Here is a 19,732-nt window from a genome sequence, read left to right as displayed (position 1 = left end):
CTTGCGGCGCAAGGAATACAATCTCCGCCCGCCCTGGACAGAGCGGGCGGAGACGCGGCAGGGGTGGTCCGTCAGGGAGCAACCTCGCCCCCCTGCCTGTCGGGTGTCACAATGACAGCGGCCAAGCCTCGATGGCGTTGGAGGCAACCGGCGTGAACCGATAACCCTGCACCGCCTCGCGCAGGCCCAGCTTGCGGTTTTCCAGCACGCCGAAGATGTCGGGCGCATCGGCGACCACGGCCTTCTGGAACTCCAGATAGATCGCGGCGCGCTTCTCGGGATCGGTTTCCACCCGGCCCGCCTCGATCAGCGCGTCGACCTCGGGATTGGCATAGACCGCATTCGACCAGCCGCCATTGCGCGAGCTGTGATAGGCGGCATAGGCGATGTTGTCCGGGTCGCCGTAATTCGCGGTCTGATAGACCGGGAACAGATCCGGGAAGGTTTCGGGCGAAGCGCAGGCCGCCACCATGTCCGGCCAGTTCAGCGGCTGGATCTCCAGCCCGATGTTCAGCGCCCGCAGGTTGTCCAGCAGGATCAGCGACCAGCGCCGCTGCTGTTCCAGCCCGGACACATGCACCATGCGCAGCGTCAGGCCGCCCTCGGCCCATTCGGTCTGCGCCAGATATTCGCGCGCCTTGTCCAGATCCTGACGCGGCACGTCCAGATCGGGGTCAAAGCCGAAAATACCATTGGGCAGCGGCCCGGTCATCAGTTCGGCATAGCCCGCCGAGGCCAGAATGGCCTCGTAATCCACCGCGTGGCTGATCGCGCGGCGCAGGTTCACATCGGCCATCGGCCCCTGCGCGGTGTTCATCTTGATGGAGAAGGTGCGGTATTCCGGCTCGATCACCCGGACCACCCCCGGCGCGCCTTCCAGCGCGTCCATGTCCTCCGAGGTCAGATCCACCGCCACATGCGCCTCGCCGCGCTGCAGCATCAGCCGCTGCGTGGCGGTTTCGCGCACGATCTGCCAGATCACCCCGTCCAGATTGCCGCCCTCGGGCTGCCATGCGTTTTCGGCACGGGCAAGGTAATACATCGTGCCGACCTGAAACCGTTCAACGGTGAACGGCCCGGACCCGGCCTCATTGGACATCAGCCAAGTCTGGCCGTCATCCTCGCCCAGATTGGCCTCCACCTGCGCCTGCTCGGCGACAAAGATCCACGGCATCACCGCAAGGAAGGCGGCAAAAGGCGCATCCAGCGTGAAGCGCACGGTGTGATCGTCCACCGCCTCGATCTGGCCCGGCTGCACGATGCCCCGGATCATCCAGCTGTTGCCCTTGGCCAGCCGCAGCGCCCGTTCAAAGGAATAGACCACATCGGCGGCGGTCACCGGGGCGCCGGAATGGAACACCGCGTCGGGGTTCAGCTGGAAGGTCCAGACCAGACCATCTTCGGAATTTTCCCAGCTCTGCGCCAGACCCGGCACCGGCTCCGCGCTTTCGCCCGCGACCCGCACCAGCGGGTCATAGACGTTGCGCATCAGGAAGGACGCCGAATAGCCCGAGGCCACATGCGGGTCGAAATTGGGGATGTCCTGACCGGAGGCGATGATCAGGATGTTGCGCCCCTGCTGCGCGAACAGCGCGGCAGGCAGCGTGGCGCTGGCAAGGCCGGCACCGGCCATGGCCAGCAGGCCGCGGCGAGAGATGTTGAAGGCGTGGGTCACGTGTCTCACTCCATGTCGGGGGAAGGATCGGGGGGCTTTGCGCCCCCTTCTTTGGGTCATTTCACCGGGGCCTCTTCCGCCAGCTTGGCGGCGGTCCCGTATTCGCTGCGGGCGTGGTCGGGCGTGATGTAGCCAAGCGCCAGATCCCGCGACACCGCCGCCGGATCCCGGTCGGAGGCCGGGCCATAGCCCGCACCACCCGCCAGCACGATCTCGACGATCTGGTCGGTGCCGGTGATGCTCAGCAGATCGCCGGTGCCCACGTCGCGCGTCACCTGCCCCTCAGGGTCAAGGATGCGGCCAGAGGCGGCCCCGCCCGGCTTGCCGCCGAACAGCCCCTCTATGGGGTTGTTGACGCCCTCGGGGTAACAGGAAACCAGCATTTCCAGCCCGTCCTCCGCGATCTTGCGGAAGCGCACGCGCTGGCCCAGACCGCCCCGGAACTGACCCGGCCCGCCGCTGTCGGGGGCATAGACCTTTTCCAGCACCAGCACCGGCGCGCGGCTTTCCATCAGCTCGATGGAGGTATTGGCAGCAGAGGTCGGCCATAGCAGCGCCGACACCCCGTCGCCCCGCGCCGAAGCCCCCTGCCCGCCGCCCGAAAACAGCATGTCGGAATAAAGCCGCCCCTGCCCGTCGGTGCCATAGACATTGGCCACGGTCGGCAGGCCGGTATGCGACTGCACCGCGCCGGGGGACGCCCCCGCCAGCGCCTTGAAGATGTTGGGCGCGATATACCAGCCGGTGCGCGTGCGCAGGTTCACCGCCGCCGGACGTTTCGGGTTCAGGATCGACCCCTCCGGCGCCGTCACCGTAAAGGGCCGGTAACAGCCCGCATTGCCCCGCACCGCCGGTGTCAGCATACATTTCAGCGGATAGGTGGCATGGGCGGCGGTGTAATTCAGCGTGGAATTCAGCCCGCCCTGCGGCAGCTGCGGCGGCGCCCCGTCAAAATCCACACTCAGGCTGTCGCCCGCGACCGTCACCAGCACCGGATAGCTCAGCACCTCGCCCAGCGGGTTGTTGGTGATGACCGACCGGTATTCGCCATCGGGAATGGCGGCGATGGCCGCGCGCATCGCGCGTTCGGACCGGCCCTGCACCACCTCGGCCAGCGCGCCCAGATCCTCCATCCCGTAATCGGACATGAAGGACAAAAGCCGCCCCGCCCCCAGATCATTCGCCGCGACAAAGCTGAAGATGTCGCCCAGCACCTGATCGCCATTGCGCACGTTCTCGCGGATCAGCTCGATCAGGCTGTCATTCCACACCCCGGCATCGCAGAGCTTCATCGGCGGGATCTGCAGACCTTCCTCATAGATCTCGCGGGCGCGCAGGCTGTCCTTGGTGCCGCCGATGTCAGAGACATGGCCCACCGTGCCCATCAGCCCCACCAGCTTGCCATCGCGGAAGGCGGGCGTGACGATGGCGATGTCGAAGAGATGCCCGGCACAGAGCCACGGATCGTTGGTGATCAGCACGTCGCCCGGCTTCAGCGTCTCCGCCGGATAGCGCGCCAGCAGCGCCTTGACCGCGCGCGGCAGCGTCAGGTTGAACACCGGCATGGCGCGCGGGCTATGCGCCAGCGTCTCGCCCTCGGCATCCAGCAGCTCGCAGGCAAAATCCTGACTCTCCGCGATCACCAGCGAAAACGCGGTGCGGCAGACGGTCAGCCACATCTCTTCCACCACGTTGACCAGCCGCGACCACATGATTTCCAGCCCGATGGGATCGGCCTCGATCCGCGCCACCGCCTGCGCGCGGCTCATGTCGGCAGTGACCAGCGCCGCCGCCTCGGGCAGCGCGCCCACCCGCACGCACAGCGTCAGGCTCGCGTCGATCTCCACCGTATCGGCGGGGCCGACCACGGTGGTGGACTCCCGCTCCTCGATGATGGCGGGACCGGTGATCGTGTCGCCGGGGCGCAGCGCATAACGGTCATAGACCGGCGTCTCATAAGCCCCTTCGGCAAAATGACAAAGCCGCGTCGACTTGATCTGCGCCGCCGCATCGCCGCCGCCCGCAGCGCCGGTCAGCGCCAGATCCGGCACCGGGCCCGACACGCGGGTGCGGAAATTCACCGCCTCGATGCGCGCACCCTCGAAGGGGGCGGCAAACCGCGCGGAATAGGCCGCGACAAAGCGCGCGCGGATCTCGTCCAGATTGGCCTCCGACAGCGCGCCCTCGGGCAGCGCCACGGTGATTTCGTGCATCTGCCCGACCAGCCGCATGTCGGCGGTGCGTTCCACCACCAGCGCCTGCGGATCGACCCCGGCCCGGGTCAGATGGTGACGGCCCTCCGCCTCCAGCCCTTCCAGAATCCCGTTCAGCGCATCGGCGTCAAAACCCGGCGCCAGTTCCATCCGCCGCGACCGCACATCCTCGTGCGACAGCGGCGCCGCAAGGAACCCCAAGGCCGAAGCCGCCCCGGACGCGGGCGGGATCAGCACCGATCCGATGCCCATGGCCCGCGCCACATCGACCGCATGGGCCGGACCCGCGCCGCCAAAGCCCACCATCGCATATTGCCTCGGATCCTTGCCGCGCTCCACCAGATGCACCCGCGCGGCAGAGGCCATGCTTTCCACCACGACCTTGTGGATGCCAAGCGCGGCCTCCTCGATGCCCAGCCCCAGCGGTTCGGCCACGCGGCCCACCGCAGCCCGCGCCGCGTCCAGATCCAGCGCCATGCGCCCGCCAAGGAAGAAGCCCGGATCGTAATAGCCCAGCACCAGATTGGCGTCGGTCACCGTAGGCTGCAGCCCGCCCATGCCGTAACAGGCGGGGCCCGGATCGGATCCGGCGGATTGCGGGCCGACCTTCAGCAGCCCCACCTCGTCAATCGCGGCGATGGACCCGCCACCCGCGCCGATCTCGATCATCTCGATCACCGGCGCCTTGATCGGCAGCCCCGACCCCTTGGTAAAGCGATGGACGCGCGCGGCCTCCATCATCGGCGCCACCTCGGCGCGGCCATTCTCGATCATGCAGGCCTTGGCGGTGGTCCCACCCATGTCGAAGGAAATCACATCCTCCAGCCCCGCCGCCTTGCCGAACAGCGCCGTCGCCAGCCCGCCGCCCGCAGGCCCGGATTCCAGCAGCCGGATCGGGAAATCCCGCGCCGTTTCCAGCGACACCAGCCCGCCCGCCGAATGCATCAGCCGCAGCGCGCCCGCAAAGCCCGCCTCGGTCAGCGCGCCTTCCAGCTTGGTCAGATACCGCACCATCAGCGGCTGGACAAAGGCGTTGGCGGCGGTCGTCACCACCCGTTCGTATTCGCCCATCTCCGCCACCACCGCCGAGGACAGCGATACCGCCACCTGCGGATATTCCGCCCGGATCAGCTCGGCGGCGCGCTGTTCATGCGCGGGGTTGATGTAGCTATGCAGGAAGGCGATGGCGATCGCCTCCACCCCCTGCGCCACCAGCTCGCCCGCCGCGCGCAGCACCGCCGCCTCGTCCAGCGGCGTCAGCACCCGGCCTTCGGCATCCACCCGCTCCGGCACGTCCAGCCGCATGTCGCGGCGCACCAGCGGCTCGGGGAAGGTCACGAACAGGTCGTAAATGTCATAACGCTGTTCCGTGCCCATCTCGAGGATGTCGCGGAACCCTTCGGTGGTAATCAGCCCCACCGGCGCGCCCTTGCGTTCGATCACCGCATTGGTGACCAGCGTGGTGCCATGCACGATCTCGGACACGTCGGCATGGGTGATGCCGTTCATCTCCAGCAGTTCCCGCAGCCCCAGCAGCGCCGCCTCGGACGGATCATGCGGCGTGGTCAGACGCTTGTGCAGCGCCACCTGCGCGTTCTGGCCATCATACAGCACAAAATCGGTGAAGGTGCCGCCAATGTCGAAACCGACGCGCCAGCGGGAAGATGCAGAGGTCATGGGGTCGTCCTGTTGCTGAAATCGGGGGCGCGGAAGATCGGATCGCCAAAGCGCTGCGCCAGATCTGCGGCGCGCGCGCCAAGGGCCGCGATCATCGCGTCACGGTCCTGCGGTGTCACCACCGCATGTGGATAGACAAGGCACAGCGCCACCGCCTCGCCCGTCCCGGGGTCGCCCACGGCGACCGAAATGCCCTCGACCCCCGGAGTGGTCTCCTGAATCGACAGCGAATAGCCCTGCGCGCGGCAGGCGGCGATGCGCGGCAGGATGGTGTCCAGATCGGAATGCCCGGCATAAAGCGCGGCCAGATCCGTCTCGGGCAGCCGCGCCAGCAGCGCCCGGCCCGTGGCGGCCAGATGCGCGGGCAGATGCTGGCCGATATTGGACACCACGCGCAGCGCGGCGGTGCCCTCGAAATCGACCACCGCCGTCACCTCCTGCCCGATGCGGATGGAGATGTATCCGGTATGGCCATACTGCCGCGTCACCGCCGCCACCGCCTCCGCCGCGTCGCGCATCAGGCTCGACGACTGCCGGAACGCTGCTGCCAGATCCAGCATCATGGCGCCGGGCCGGTGCTGTCGGCTGTCGCCGATGGTCTCCAGCATCCCGCATTCCCGCATCGCCTTCATCAGCCGCGAGGCCGAGGCCTTGGGCAGCCCCAGCCGCGCGCCCACCTCGGTCACGGTGATCGCGTGACAGCCGGAGCCAAACAGGCGCAGAACCTCGGCGGCATTGGTGAGCGTGGACATGGGCCTCCCGTTTGTTCGGATTTATGGAACCATGGTTTCGCATAACGGAGCATATTTGCTGCCGCTAGGGCAAGCCCGAAGTCGCGCCCCGGCAGAAAAAAACCCGCCGGCGCAAACCGGCGGGCGTCTTTGCCCAAGTTTTTGGCAGTCAAGCGGTCAGGCGGCGCCGCGCCGCTCGACGATCCGCGCATGCAGGCTGGCCCCCACCGGCAGGATCGCGTCATCCAGCACAAAGCCCGGATTGTGCAGCGGCACCCCGCTGCCATGGCCCAGATTGAAAAAGGCGCCCGGCACCACCGCCAGCAGATCGGCCATATCCTCTGATCCCATGGTGGGCTCGGCATCGGCCTGCGCCTGATCACCCACCAGTTCCTGCGCGACGGCGATCAGGTCGGCGGTGCGCTCGGGGTCGTTGCGCAGCACGGAAAAGATGTGGCGGTGATCCAGCGCCACCTCCAGCCCGCAGATCCGCGCCACCCCCTCACAGGCGGCCTCCATCTCGGCCACGATCAGCGGCTCGTCCGGCTCGTGGAAAAACCGCGTGGTGCCCGACAGCACCGCCCGGTCGGGAATGACGTTATAGGCCGATCCCGCCTGCATCTGGGTGACCGACACCACCGCCTGATGGTTGGGATCGATGCGCCGCGCCACGATCTGCTGCAGCGCCCCGATCAGCAGGCCCGCGGCGGGCACCGGATCACGGCTCATCTGCGGCATGGCGCCATGCGCCCCCTGCCCCGTGATCGTGATGTCGAAAAAGCCCGCACCGGCCTGCGCCGGTCCCGGCCGCACCGACACCCGGCCAAACGCGCTATAGGGCGAATTGTGCAGGCCATACAGCTCGTCACAGGGAAAGCGGTCGAACAGCCCGTCCGCCAGCATCGCCCGCGCGCCACCCAGACCTTCCTCGGCAGGCTGGAAGATGAACACCGCGCGCCCGGCAAAATCGCGGCGCTGCGCCAGATACCGCGCCGCCCCCAGCAGCATGGTCATATGGCCGTCATGGCCGCAGCCATGGAACACCCCGGGATTGACCGAGGCATAGGGCAGGTTGGTCCGCTCCTCCATCGGCAGCGCGTCCATGTCCGACCGCAGCCCGATGGTGCGCCCGGGACGGCTGCCCTCCAGCACCCCCACCACGCCGGTGCCGCCGATGCCGGTGGTCACCTCCACCCCCCAGCCGCGCAGCAGATCCGCGATGCGGGCGGCGGTGCGGTGTTCCTGAAACCCGATTTCGGGGTGGCGGTGGAAATCGTGGCGCAGGGCGGTCAGGTCATCGGCAAAGGCGGCGATGTCGGGCAGGACAGACATGGGCAGGCTCCGGATCAGATCAACGCGCCCGACCATGACCGCCCGCCCCCGCGATGTCCAGCCGCGGGCTCAGTCCTCCGCCGGACCCAGCAGCCGCTCCAGCTCGAACATCGCGACCTCGACCAGCGCCCGGTCGACCCGCCCGCCGCGCAGCCGGATCAGCCAGCCGCCGCGATCCTGCTCCGCCTCCAGCGTCAGGCCAGACCGCAGCGGCCGCGGGCGCGGCGGCGGGGCGGCCTTTTTCGGGCGCCCGCCCCGGCTTTTGTCCGCCACGGGGGCCACCCCGTCCAGGGCTGCCGCAATCATCTCGGCCTCTTCCGCCGGGGTCTCGGGCACGCGCACCGCCAGCGCCTCGCGCAGCCGCGCCTCGGCCCCCTCGCGCAGCGCCGTGGCGATCCGCAGCCCCTCCTTCTCCTTGATGAGATCGGGAAAGGTCAGCATGTCGCCCAGTTCCTCGAAGATCAGCGCAAAGCTGCGGATCTTCGACCGCTTCGCCTTGGAGGCCATGGGGAAGAGCGCGTTCACCGCCTCTTCGGTATTCACGAACGCGCCCTGCTGCGCCGCGATCACCGCGATCCGCCCGCGTTCGAACTGCGACAGCGAGGCGCGGATCTCGTTCTCTTCGATCATCGCGGCAAAGGTGCCGCCCATGGCGGCGGGATCGCGCAGCACCGCCTTGATCGTGGCATGGCGCGGATCCTTGGTCAGCGCGTGCAGGTCGCGCACCGCCTTCAGCCGCCGGTAGCCCGACAGCAGGCCATAGCGGAAGCCGCGCGGATCGTCGGGGGTGGCAAAGACCTCGATCGGCAGGCGCAGCCCGCCCTTGGCGATGGAGGCTTTCAGCTCGTCCATCTCTTCGGCATCCAGCACCACCCGGTCGCGCACCAGCGCATCGGCATCGATCTGGTCCAGTGGCAGTTCCAGCATCACCAGACCGCGGCCTTCGGCGGTGCGCAGCCGTTCCGCATCGGCGCGGTCCTTGGCGGCCTCGGCCCGCTGCGGGGCAGGGCGCGGATCGTGATGGGTCGCGGCCTCGGCGGCCACCTGCGCAATCGGGGCGCTCATCGGACCCCGGGCGCTGTCGCGCCGGAATTCCTCTTCCAGCCGGGTCAGATCCTCCGGCGAGGGTGCCTCGAGTTTCCGCCGTTTTGCCATCAGACCGCCTCCCGCTCTGCCGCCATCATCTGCTGGTCCCGCCACCATGTGCCAAGGATCACTTCCTTGACCTCGGCCCATGTGCGGTCAAAGGTTTCGCGTCCGCGCACATAGGTGTCGCGGTTGAAATCGCGGTAATCGGTCTCGTAGATGCCCGAGACCTGCTCGCCCGCCTGCCCCACCATCGCGGTCATCTCCTGCCGGTAGGTGGTCATGAAATCCCCGAAATAGGCCTGGATGACATTGGCCAGATCGGTCTGCTGCGCCGCGTCGAACCGCGTCACCAGCGCCCGCACCGCGTCCCATTCGAACCGCATCTCCGGCAGGCCATCGGCGCGGCGCACGCGATTTTCGCCATCCTCGATCGAGGCGAAGGTCGAATAGATCATGTCGAAGAACCGGCCCGTGCTGTCAAACTCCAGAAACGAGGCGCCCAGCGGCACCAGCAGGATATCCGCCGCCGACAGCGCGTTGATGGTCAGATAGCCAAGCGCGGGCGGCGTATCGAGCAGGATGATGTCATACTCGGCCAGCATGCCGCCATCCTCCAGCGCATGGGTCAGCGCATCCCAGAGCGGCCAACTCAGCGACTGCATCCGCCAGACCGGCACCTGAAACTCCGCCCAGTAGAGATTCAGCTGCGCACCGATCAGGTCGATGTTCGGCCAGTGAGTCTTCTGGACAAGGTTTCGTGGCGAAACCTCTAAGGCAGCGGTCAGCGTCTCATCAAATTGGTAAGGACTCTGCCCGCTCGCCGCGCGCACGTCGTTTTCCGCCTGAAGATGCAGGGCATAGTCCCGGGCCAGCATCGGGAACACCGTCTGCCATTCATCCTCGACCTTGCCGCCCATGATCGAGGTCATTGAGCCCTGGCTGTCCAGGTCAATGACCAGCACCTTGTAGCCGTCAAGTGCGGCCGACATGGCCAGATGCGCGCAGGTCGAGGTCTTGCCGACGCCACCCTTGAAATTCGCCACCGCGACGACCTTGGCGGGCAGGCCCTCGGGCCGCCATGCGCGATATTCCCGGTCCTTGGCGCCTTCCTCGGCGAAATGGTCGCGCAGGCGCAGCACCTCTCCCAACGTATACCATTTGGAGCCGCTTTCACCTTCGCCCTGCGGCAGATCCGGGTTCTGTCGCAATACGCGGCGTAGATGCGCGGCATTGACCGGGATCAGGTAGCGGCAGACTTCCCATGTGGAGAATTTGCGCAGCCGCTTGGTGCCGTCAGGCGCGTAGCCACGGCGGGCGAGATCGTCGCGCCCGCGCATGGCAAAGGCCGCAGCCTTGGCAAAACGCGCGGTGTCGATGGGCGCGGACAGCTTTTCCGCCGCCTCCGCCGGGTCTATGTTGAAATAGGGTGGCAGGTCTGCCTTGGGCGGCGTGCCCGGTTTATGTGCCATGAAGCCTCGCCATGTGCGCTGTTCGACGCGATATGCGGCCATCTATGGCACATGCCGGGCGGGAAGTGAATCGGCCTGGCAAGGCGCAGCTCTTTTCCGGGATCATTGAGACGAAACAGCATCGGTATGTTTGAGGATATTTGAGTCTTTTAAGATCTTTAGCCCAAGATAAATACTGAGAAGTTAACGCGTTACACCCGGACGGGTGCCCGTGGACAGGATTCCGGGCGCCCGGATACAGGGGCAAGGGCACCCGTTTTCGGGATCACGGGTGCTGATTCCCGGTCTGGCGAGGGTTTTTTGACTCTGAGGGGTGGTTTGGGGTGGTTTTTCGCCGCAACAGGCTCTCTGGCCCGCGAATCGCGGCGGTCTCTCCGGGGCTGGTTCCTGCAAATGGATACCTTTGGAGGCTCGGCTTTCCCGCAAGGTGCCCGTTTTCGGGGGCGGTTCAAGGTGCCAGAGCCGGTCTTGTCAGCGGATACCTTTTCCCCGACACTGGCGCGACCGGGAGCAGGGGCGACTCGCGCAGCCTTTCCCGGCCCCATTCCGCCTCCGGGCCAGAGCAGACAGAAGGCCGTTCATGGACGACATTCCCCGCGACAGGCTCAGCGGTCCGCTGCGCCGTGGTGCCGTGAAGAAACATGTGGCGGCGATCCATGTGTCCGGCAAGCTGACGCTGCTGCAGCGCAAGCTCAGCAACGTGCTGCTGCTCAATGCCTATGACACGCTGACCTCGCAGCCGCGGCACCAGATTGATGCGCGCACGCTCTGCCTGATGATCGGGTATAATTCGAACGACATGGAGACGCTGAAGGCCAGCCTGCGCGGGCTGGCCGAAACGGTGGCGGAATGGGACATGCTGGACGAGAAGGGTCAGCAGGAATGGGGGGTTTCGGCGCTGCTGTCCTATGCCAAGCTGAAAGGCGGGGTCTGCGAATATGCCTACTCCCCGGCGCTGGCGGAGAAGCTGCACGACCCCAAGGTGTTTGCCCTGATCAACCTCAACATCCAGCGGCGCTTCACCTCTGGCCATGCGCTGGCGCTTTACGAGAACTGCTATCGCTTCGTGCGGACCGGCTCCACCGGCTGGTGGTCGCTTGATCTGTTCCGCCGTCTGATGGGGGTGGCCGACAGCCCTTACTATGATGTCTACAAGCAGCTGAATGCCAAGATCATCAAGCCTGCCGTGGCGGAGGTGAACAAGACCTCGAACATCCTGCTGACCCCCGAGACCCGCAAGATGGGCCGCACGGTCACCGACATCCGCTTCCTGATCGCCGAGAATCCGCAGCTGTCGATCCTCGATCTTGATGACGGCGAGGGGCTGCGGAGCACCGATCTTTATGCGCGGCTGCGCGGGCTTGGGGTGTCGGACCGGCTGGCGCGGCAATGGCTGGGGGAGCATGGGGCGGATCACGTCCGGCAGAAGCTCGATTATGTCGCGGGTCAGGACGGGGTGAAGAACGCCGTGGGCTATCTGACCAAAGCTCTGCGCGAGGATTATGGCTCGGAGGTTTCGCCACGAAACGCCGCTCCCAGCACAACCAGAGCGCGAAAGCTGGAGCGGATCCGCGATCTGGCCGCCGCCCGCAAGCCGACCCAGCGGGATGCCGACAAGCGGCTGTTCATGGCCCGGCTCGACGGGGCACGGAGGGACGATTTCGAACGGCACGGCTGGATGTCGGCCCTGAATGCCGAGGCCATCGCCACCTTCTGGGAGGAGCTGTCGCCCGGGGCCTTCGACGGCATCGACTGAGCCGATCACTTTTTCGGGAACTTCTGAACCTTTTCCGGGTTGGCCCAAGGGACGCGGCACGGGGGACAGATCCGGAGTGAGACCTTGGCACCTATCCATGCTCCCGCTGGTCCTTACCGGCTGTGCGGGGCGCCACAACTGGCTGGCTTCCGCCGGGGCCGAGGCACAGGCCGTGGAGGATCTGTTCTGGGTTCTGATCCTTGGGGCGGCGGTGATCTGGTCTTTGGTGATAGGGCTTGCCATCTATGCGCATCAGACCTCTGCGCCGCGCAAGGAGCCGCAGGCGCGGCGTTTCATCGTCTGGGGCGGGGCGGCCCTGCCCACGCTGGTGGTGGGTGGCCTGCTGATCTGGGGCATGGTCATCCTGCGCGACATCACCGCCAAGGAGGGCGACCTGACGGTGCGGGTGGATGGCGAACGCTGGTGGTGGCGGGTGATCTATGACGGACCGGACGGTCCGTTCACCACCGCGAATGAAATCCGTCTGCCGCAGGGCCAGACCACGCTGTTCCGCCTGACCGCCGATGACGTGATCCATTCCTTCTGGGTGCCGGCGCTTGGCGGCAAGATGGACATGATCCCCGGACGCGAGACGTCGCTGACCCTGACCCCACTGGAGCAGGGCAACTGGGGCGGCATCTGTGCCGAATATTGCGGCGGCGCCCATGCGCTGATGCGGTTCGACACCATCGTGATGCCACCTGACGATTTCCGGACATGGCTTGCCGCCGAGGCCGCACCCGCCGAGATCGCCGCCGATGATCCGGGCTGGCAGGTGTTTCTGGACGAGGGCTGCGGTGCCTGCCACACCCTGCGCGGCACCGAGGCGCAGGGTCCGGTCGGCCCGGACCTGACCCATATGGCCAGCCGCGAAAGGCTGGGCGCGGGCATCTATGCCATGACCCCGGAAAACCTGAGCCGCTGGATCACCGACACGGACCGCATGAAGCCGGAGGTTGACATGCCCGCCTATCCCCATCTGTCGGGCGCCGAGCTGGAGGCGCTTGTCACTTTCCTGATGAGCCTCGAATGACCGACGAAATCAAGCTCAGCGACCTGCCGCCGCCCGAGCCCTATGACAAGGCCCGCGACGAGGCGCAGCGCGCCCGGCTGATGAAGGTCTGGGAGGCGCCAAAGGGCTGGCGCAAGATTTCCGCCGTGAACAACTCGCTGGTGGGCAAATGGTATCTGCTGGTGTCGTTCGGCTTTTTCACCTTTGCGGGCATCCTTGCGCTGATGATGCGCGCGCAGCTGGCGGTGCCGAACAACGACCTGTTCTCGCAGGAGCTTTATAACCAGCTGTTTACCTTGCACGGCACGGCGATGATGTTCCTCTTTGCCGTGCCGATCTTTGAGGCGGTGGCGATCCTGATCCTGCCCGAGATCCTTGGCGCGCGGGATCTGCCGTTTCCACGGCTGTCGGCCTTCGGTTTCTGGTGTTTTGTCATCGGCGGCGTGTTTGTCTGCGGGTCGATCTTTTTTGGCGTGGCGCCGGATGGCGGCTGGTTCATGTATGCGCCGCTGTCCTCCAACCCCGACTACAGCGGGCTGGGCACCGACATCTGGCTGCTGGGGCTGAGTTTTATCGAGGTTTCCTCGATCGCGGCGGCGGTGGAGCTGATCGTGGGGGTGCTGAAATCGCGCCCGCCGGGGATGCGGCTGAACCTGATGCCGCTTTACTGCTGGTATGTGCTGGTGGTGGCGGGAATGATCCTGTTCGCCTTTCCGCCGCTGATCGCGGGCGATCTGCTGCTGGAGATGGAGCGCGCCTTTGGCTGGGCGTTCTTCGATGTGGACCGGGGCGGCGATCCGATCCTGTGGCAGCACCTGTTCTGGATTTTTGGCCATCCGGAAGTGTATATCGTCTTTCTGCCCTCCATCGCGCTGGTGGCGACGATCCTGCCCACCTTTGCGGGCCGTCCCATGGTGGGGCATAGCTGGATCGTGCTGTCGGCGATCGGGGTCGCCTTTCTCAGCTTCGGGCTGTGGGTGCATCACATGTTCACCACCGGGCTGCCCGAGATCTCGCTGGGGTTCTTTTCGGCGGCCTCGGAAGCGGTGGCGGTGCCGACCGGCATCCAGATTTTCTGTTTCATCGCCACGATGCTGGTGGCCAAGGTGCGGCCTTCGGTGCCGATGCTGTTTGCGGGCGGGGCGCTGGCGATCTTTGTCTTTGGCGGGCTGACCGGGGTGATGGTGGCGCTGGTGCCGTTCGACTGGCAGGCGCATGACACGCATTTTGTGGTGGCGCATCTGCATTACACGCTGATCGGCGGCATGCTGTTCCCGCTCTTTGCCGGGATCCATTACTGGTATCCCTTTGTCACGGAACGCATGTTCAGCATCCGCACCGCAAAATGGAGCTTCTGGCTGCTGTTTGTCGGGTTCAACATCGCCTTCCTGCCGATGCACTGGACGGGGGTGATGGGCATGCCGCGCCGGGTCTGGACCTATGACCTGGCGGATGGCTGGGGCCTGCTGAACATGATCTCCACCATCGGCGCCTTTGTCTTTGCGGCGGGGTTTGCGGTGCTGGCGGCAAATGTGCTGTGGCCGCGCGGGCGGCAGGCGCCGGTGGCGCGCAATGTCTGGAACGCGGGCACGATGGAATGGTCCGAAGAGATCCCGGGCAAGCCATGGGGCGTGCGGTCCATTCCCTATATCCACACCCGCTATCCGCTGTGGGAGCAGCCCGATCTGATCGGGCAGGTCGACCGCGGCGAATGGTTCCTGCCCGATGCCGAGGAGGGCGAGCGCGAGCTGATCGTGACCGACATCCTTGACGCGCGGCCGCTGTTCGTGCAGCGCGTCGGCGGCCCGAGCTATCTGACGCTGGGGTCGGCGGGCTGTCTGGGCACGGTGTTCATTCTGGCCACGTTCCATCTATGGGCGCTGACGCTGATCTTTTTTGCGGGCTTCGTGGGGTTCACGCTGTACTGGCTGTGGACCGGCACGGCGCGGATCCCCGCGACCCTGGAAAAGCCGGTGGGGCGCGGGCTGGTGCTGCCCACCTATGCGCAGGGCAACCGGTCCTCGGGGTGGTGGGCGGTGTTCATCACCATGACCGGCGACATGACCGCGTTCATGGGGCTGGTGTTTTCCTATTTCTATTACTGGACGGCGGTCCCCGCCTTCCTGCCCGAAGCGGCGCGGCTGCCGGTCTTTGGCTGGCTGGTGGCGGGGCTGGCGGGCGTTCTGGCGGGCTGGGGGCTGACCCTGCTGTCGCGGCAGGTGCTGCGGCAGGGGCGGCGCGGGCTTGCCATGGTCACGCTGGCGGGGTCGGTGGTGCCTTCGGCGCTGGGGCTTGGCGGGTTTGTCTGGGCGGCGCAGGCGGCGGGGCTGGATCCGACGCGGACCTCGTTCGACGCGATGGTGTGGATGCTGGTGCTGTGGCTGGGCCTGCATCTGGGGCTGAACTGGGTGATGCAGCTTTATGTGACGGCACGGATTTACGCAGGGCACTGCACGCCGCGGTATTGCGCCGACCATTACAACCTGACGCTGTACGGGCATTTTGTGGTGATCACCGGGCTGACCACCTTTGGCCTGCTGGCGCTGTTCCCGATGCTGATGGGGGTGTTCGGATGAGACCCAAGCACGCCCCCCGCGTGATCGATCAGGGATCGGTGTGGATCCTTGTGGCGGTGCCGTCGATCTGGGCAGGGCATTTCCTGCTGAGCTACTGGATCGCCGCGATCTGGTGCGCCAAGCTGCCCGCAGGCGCGAGTCTGGCCGAGATCCGCTGGGTGATCGCCGGGCTGGGCGCGCTGTCCATCGCCGCCATCGCCGGGCTGGGGGTGATCGCGGTGCGGCGCTATGGCGGCGAGTTTCTGGTGTTCGAGGAGATCACCGAAAGCTCTGAACGCGGGCGGGACCGGTTCATCGGCCATGTGACGCTGCTGCTTTGCGGGCTGTCGGTGATGGCGGTGCTGTTCACGGTGATCCCCGGGCTGGTGATCGGGCAATGCTGAGCCTGCCGCGCCTTGCCGGGCTTGGGCTGCTGGCGGTGCTGTGGCTGTCGCCGCTGCCGGGCTATGCGGGCGGGTCCATGGTGCTGCATATGGTGCTGCATCTGGGCGTGACGGCGGTGGTGCCCGCGCTGCTGGCGCCACGCCTGCCCGGTCCGGTGGGGCCGCTGACGCTGGTGCTGGCGGCGGCGGCGGAGATGGCGGTGGTCTGGGGCTGGCATCTGCCGGGGACGCATCTGTGGGCGCGGCTGTCCGAGACGGGTTTCGTGCTGGAGCAGGGCAGTTTCCTTGCCGCGGGCTGCCTGCTTTGGGCGGTGGTGCGCGGGGCGGGGGCCTTTGGCGGTGCGGTGGTGCTGCTGGCCACCACCATGCACATGACGCTGCTGGGGGCGCTGATCGGGCTGAGCCCGCGCGATCTTTATGGCGGGATCTGCGCCGGGCATCTGGGGCTGACCGCGCTGGAGGAACAGCAGGTTGCGGGGGCGCTGATGGCCGGGGCAGGGGGGGCGCTGTATCTTGCGGCGGCGCTGCACCGGCTGGCGCGGGCGCTGCACCTGACGGAGGAACGGGCATGAAGGGCAGGCATATTCTGGCCGCCGCGGGCGGAGTTGGGCTGGCGGGGGCCGCGTTTTTCTGGTTCGCGCCCTATAACATCGCCGCCTCGCAGGAGCATCTGCCGGGCGTGGGCGAGGCGCTGCACCAGTATCTGCGCAATTCCGTCAACCAGCGCGCCGAGGCGGTGGAGATTCCGCCGCAGGTTGATCTGGCGGATGCGGGGCTGGTGCGGCTGGGGGCGGGGCATTTCGCCACCGGCTGCGCCACCTGCCATGGTGCGCCGGGGATCCCGCGCAACCCGGTTGTGCAGGGCATGCAGCCGGAGCCGCCCATGCTGACCTCGGAGGATTTTACGCCCGAAGGCTTCTGGTGGATCGCGCGGCACGGGTTCAAATATACCGGTATGCCCGCATGGCCCGGCGAGGCGCGCGAGGTGGAGCCTTGGGCTCTGGCGGCTTTCCTCATGCGCTATGACAGTTTCGACCGGCAAAGCTATGAAGAGGCGGCGTTTGGCAGGGCAGGGGCCTATGACGGTGATGCGATCCGGCTGGGCGGGCTGCCCGGCGCCATCCCGCCCGAGGTAACCTGCGCGCGCTGCCATGGCGAGGATGGCATGGGCCGCGACGGCACCGCGCCCAAACTTGCGGGCCAGTCGGAGACGTGGCTGGTGCAGGTGCTGGACGCCTATGCCAGCGATCACCGCCAGAGCGGATTCATGGAGCCGATCGCCGCACCGCTGAGCGAGGACAGCCGCGCCACGCTGGCCGCGCGTTATGCCGCGATGCCCGGTGACTGGCAGGGTCGGGCGCTGGCCATGGGCGATGCCGCACGCGGCGAGGAGCTTGCGCAGCAGGGCAGCGAACATGACGACATTGCCAGCTGTGCCTCCTGCCATCTGGGCGAGGGGGCGGACGGGCTGAGCCCGCGCCGCGCCGACACGCCGCGCATTGCCGGGCAGGACGGATACTGGATTTACAACTGGCTGCTGATGTATCGCGACGGTCCGGTGCCCGAAACCGAGCGCGGCCATCTGATGGAGGCGGCGGCGAGGTGGCTGGACGATGAGGATATCGCCGATCTGGCGGCCTATTTCGCGTCGCTCTGACGGCACGAGCGCAAAACAAAAGGGGCCGGGAAATCCCGGCCCCTTTTGCTGTCTAGCCCCGGCGCAGCACCACGAGGCTTTGCGCTGCGGCCAGATATTCCGTGACATCTGACGGGTCTTCGGGGCGCACCGGATCGGCGGAGGTGTCGGCCAGCGGCTGCCAAGGGCCGGTCTCTGCCTCTGGCATGTGGAAATTGCAGTCCTCGCCCGCGTTGAACAGCAGCAGCAGTTCCGGCGCGTCGGGATCGGTGCGTTCCAGCAGGCGCAGGCGCAGGCCAAAGCCGCGCAGCCCGTGATCGTGCCAGTCCGTATCTTCCATCGCGCGGCCTTCGGGATGCCACCAGTCCACCTGCGTGGCGCAGGGGCGCGAGTCGTCGCCCGGGGCGCAGGCGAAATCGCGCGGCGCCAGCCAGTCGCGCCATTCGCGGCGCAGCGCCAGAAGCTGGGCCACCGCCTCGGTCAGGCCTTTGCGCGCGCCTTCCCAGTCGATCCATGTCAGTTCATTGTCCTGACAATAGGCGTTGTTGTTGCCGTCCTGCGTCTGGCCCAGTTCGTCGCCGGCCAGCAGCATCGGCACGCCATGGCCCAGAAGCACGGTGCCCAGCATCGCCTTCACCCGGCGCATCCGCGCCTCGAGGATGGCGGGATCGTCGGTCGGGCCTTCGACGCCCAGATTGTGCGACAGGTTGTGGTCATGCCCGTCGCGGTTGTTCTCGCCATTCGCCTCGTTGTGCTTTTCGTTGTAGGACACGGTGTCCCACAGGGTGAAGCCGTCATGTGCTGCGACAAAATTGACCGAGGTGGTGGCGGGCCGCCCGGAATGGTGGAACTGCACCGGGGAGCCGGTGATGCGTTCGGCCATGGCGCCGCAGAGCCCGGGGTCGTTGCGCCAGAAGCCGCGCACGTCATCGCGGAACTTGTCGTTCCATTCGCGGAAGGGCCACGGGAAGCCGCCGACCTGATAGCCGCCATCCCCCACATCCCAGGGTTCGGCGATCAGCTTGACCCCCGCCAGCACCGGATCCTGCCGGATGGCGTTGAAAAACGCGCCTTCGCGTTCAAAGCCCTGCGGTTCGCGGCCAAGGGTGGAGGCCAGATCGAAGCGGAAGCCGTCGACATGCATCGCCTCGACCCAGTAGCGCAGGGAATCCATGACCATGCGCAGCACCATGGGATGCGCCACGTTCACGGTATTGCCGGTGCCGGTGGTGTCATAGCCATAGCGCGGGTTTTCCGCCGACAGCAGGTAGTAAGAGGCGTTGTCGATACCCTTGAAGGACAGGGTGGGGCCAAGGTGGTTGCCTTCGGCGGTGTGGTTGAAGACCACATCCAGCAGCACCTCGATCCCGGCTTCGTGCAGCTTCTTGATGGTGCTTTTCACCTCCTGCACCTTTTCGGAGTTCAGGTAGGTGCGGTTGGGGGCGAAAAAGCCAAGCGTGTTGTAGCCCCAGTAATTCGACAGGCCTCGGTCGACCAGATGCCGGTCCTGCGCCATGGCATGGATGGGCAGCAGTTCCAGCGAGGTGACGCCCATCCGGTGCAGGTGGTCGATCACCGCATCGGATCCGAGCGCGCGGAAGGTGCCGCGCAGATCCGGATCCACGTCGCGATGGCGCATGGTCAGGCCTTTGACATGCGCTTCGTAGATCACGGTATCGGACCAGCTGTGGCGCAGGGATTTGTCGGCATCCCAGTCGAAATGCGGATCGGCCACCACCGCCTTGGGAATGAAGGGGGCGGAATCGCGGGGATCCATGTCCAGATCCGACCCGCCCACCGGATAGCCGTAAAGCGCGTCATTCCATTTCAGATAGCCGCGCATTTCCATGGCATAGGGGTCAAGCAGCAGCTTGTTGGGGTTGAAGCGGTGGCCTTCCTCGGGGGCGTAGGGGCCATGCACGCGATAGCCATAGGCCTGACCGGGGCGGATGCCGGGCAGGTAGCCGAACCAGACGCCGCCCTCCATCAGCGGCAGGTCGAGCCGGTGCAGTTCGGTGTCGCCGCTGTCGTCAAACAGGCAGAGTTCCACCCGTTCGGCATGGGCGGAGAAGAGCGCAAAATTGGTGCCCTCGCCATCATGGCGCGCCCCGAAGGCATCGGGGCGCGAGGCGGACAGATCAAAGGCCGGGGGGGCCGAAACATCCTTGGGCAAAGGCGTTGCT

The 19,732-nt window shown here is 66.6% G+C and carries 13 protein-coding genes; 6 read left to right on the top strand and 7 right to left on the bottom strand.

Translation table 11 applies throughout. The features are described from left to right. Positions 1–106: 106 nt before the first annotated feature. The 6 genes from BLR51_RS21730 to BLR51_RS21705 all read right to left on the bottom strand — a co-directional run bounded on the left by BLR51_RS21730 (position 107) and on the right by BLR51_RS21705 (position 10,186). The gene (locus BLR51_RS21730; RefSeq protein WP_242656805.1) at positions 107–1,675 is read right to left on the bottom strand and encodes an ABC transporter substrate-binding protein; all 1,569 of its coding nucleotides are present in this window, start codon (positions 1,673–1,675) and stop codon (positions 107–109) included. 56 nt (positions 1,676–1,731) lie between these two features. Next, entirely contained in the window at positions 1,732–5,565 is a 3,834-nt protein-coding gene (locus BLR51_RS21725) for a hydantoinase B/oxoprolinase family protein (protein WP_089850946.1), read from the bottom strand. Beyond that, positions 5,562–6,317, bottom strand: a complete 756-nt coding sequence (locus tag BLR51_RS21720) for an IclR family transcriptional regulator (RefSeq protein WP_089850944.1) — start codon at positions 6,315–6,317, stop codon at positions 5,562–5,564. Before BLR51_RS21720 ends, BLR51_RS21725 begins: the two co-directional genes overlap by 4 nt. 156 nt (positions 6,318–6,473) lie before the next feature. Continuing rightward, positions 6,474–7,628, bottom strand: a complete 1,155-nt coding sequence (locus BLR51_RS21715; protein WP_089851043.1) for an amidohydrolase — start codon at positions 7,626–7,628, stop codon at positions 6,474–6,476. A 69-nt stretch (positions 7,629–7,697) separates the two neighbouring features. Next, positions 7,698–8,783 (bottom strand): ParB/RepB/Spo0J family partition protein, encoded by a 1,086-nt coding sequence (locus tag BLR51_RS21710; RefSeq protein WP_089850943.1) that lies wholly within the window; start codon positions 8,781–8,783, stop codon positions 7,698–7,700. Beyond that, on the bottom strand, positions 8,783–10,186 hold the full coding sequence (locus tag BLR51_RS21705; protein ID WP_089850941.1) for an AAA family ATPase: 1,404 nt from the start codon (positions 10,184–10,186) through the stop codon (positions 8,783–8,785). Before BLR51_RS21705 ends, BLR51_RS21710 begins: the two co-directional genes overlap by 1 nt. Positions 10,187–10,766: 580 nt before the next feature. Between BLR51_RS21705 and BLR51_RS21700 the strand changes: the two genes are divergently transcribed. The 6 genes from BLR51_RS21700 (at position 10,767) to BLR51_RS21675 (ending at position 17,570) form a co-directional block, all read left to right on the top strand. Then, positions 10,767–11,942: a replication initiation protein gene (locus BLR51_RS21700; RefSeq protein ID WP_089850939.1), complete on the top strand. Its 1,176-nt coding sequence runs from the start codon at positions 10,767–10,769 to the stop codon at positions 11,940–11,942. Between the two features lie 97 nt (positions 11,943–12,039). Beyond that, positions 12,040–12,975 carry a cytochrome c oxidase subunit II gene (gene coxB / locus BLR51_RS21695; protein WP_089850937.1) on the top strand — a complete coding sequence of 312 codons (936 nt, stop codon included), beginning with the start codon at positions 12,040–12,042 and terminating at the stop codon, positions 12,973–12,975. Beyond that, positions 12,972–15,530 (top strand): cbb3-type cytochrome c oxidase subunit I, encoded by a 2,559-nt coding sequence (locus BLR51_RS21690; RefSeq protein ID WP_089850935.1) that lies wholly within the window; start codon positions 12,972–12,974, stop codon positions 15,528–15,530. The genes coxB and BLR51_RS21690 overlap by 4 nt, the downstream gene beginning before the upstream one ends. Next, the gene (locus BLR51_RS21685; RefSeq protein ID WP_089850933.1) at positions 15,527–15,913 is read left to right on the top strand and encodes a hypothetical protein; all 387 of its coding nucleotides are present in this window, start codon (positions 15,527–15,529) and stop codon (positions 15,911–15,913) included. The genes BLR51_RS21690 and BLR51_RS21685 overlap by 4 nt, the downstream gene beginning before the upstream one ends. Beyond that, positions 15,907–16,485: a cytochrome c oxidase assembly protein gene (locus BLR51_RS21680; protein WP_089850931.1), complete on the top strand. Its 579-nt coding sequence runs from the start codon at positions 15,907–15,909 to the stop codon at positions 16,483–16,485. The genes BLR51_RS21685 and BLR51_RS21680 overlap by 7 nt, the downstream gene beginning before the upstream one ends. Beyond that, a complete protein-coding gene (locus BLR51_RS21675; protein WP_089850929.1) occupies positions 16,482–17,570 on the top strand; it encodes a c-type cytochrome in 1,089 nt (362 codons plus the stop codon). The genes BLR51_RS21680 and BLR51_RS21675 overlap by 4 nt, the downstream gene beginning before the upstream one ends. A 52-nt stretch (positions 17,571–17,622) precedes the next feature. Here BLR51_RS21675 and glgX read toward each other — a convergent pair whose 3' ends face one another. After that, positions 17,623–19,722 (bottom strand): glycogen debranching protein GlgX, encoded by a 2,100-nt coding sequence (gene glgX / locus BLR51_RS21670; RefSeq protein ID WP_089850927.1) that lies wholly within the window; start codon positions 19,720–19,722, stop codon positions 17,623–17,625. Between the last annotated feature and the right edge of the window lie 10 nt (positions 19,723–19,732).

The organism is Salipiger marinus (assembly GCF_900100085.1).
GTDB classification, from domain to species: Bacteria; Pseudomonadota; Alphaproteobacteria; order Rhodobacterales; family Rhodobacteraceae; genus Salipiger; species Salipiger marinus.
Note: the sequence above shows the minus strand (reverse complement) of the source record. Positions and strands in the feature narration are given on the sequence as shown.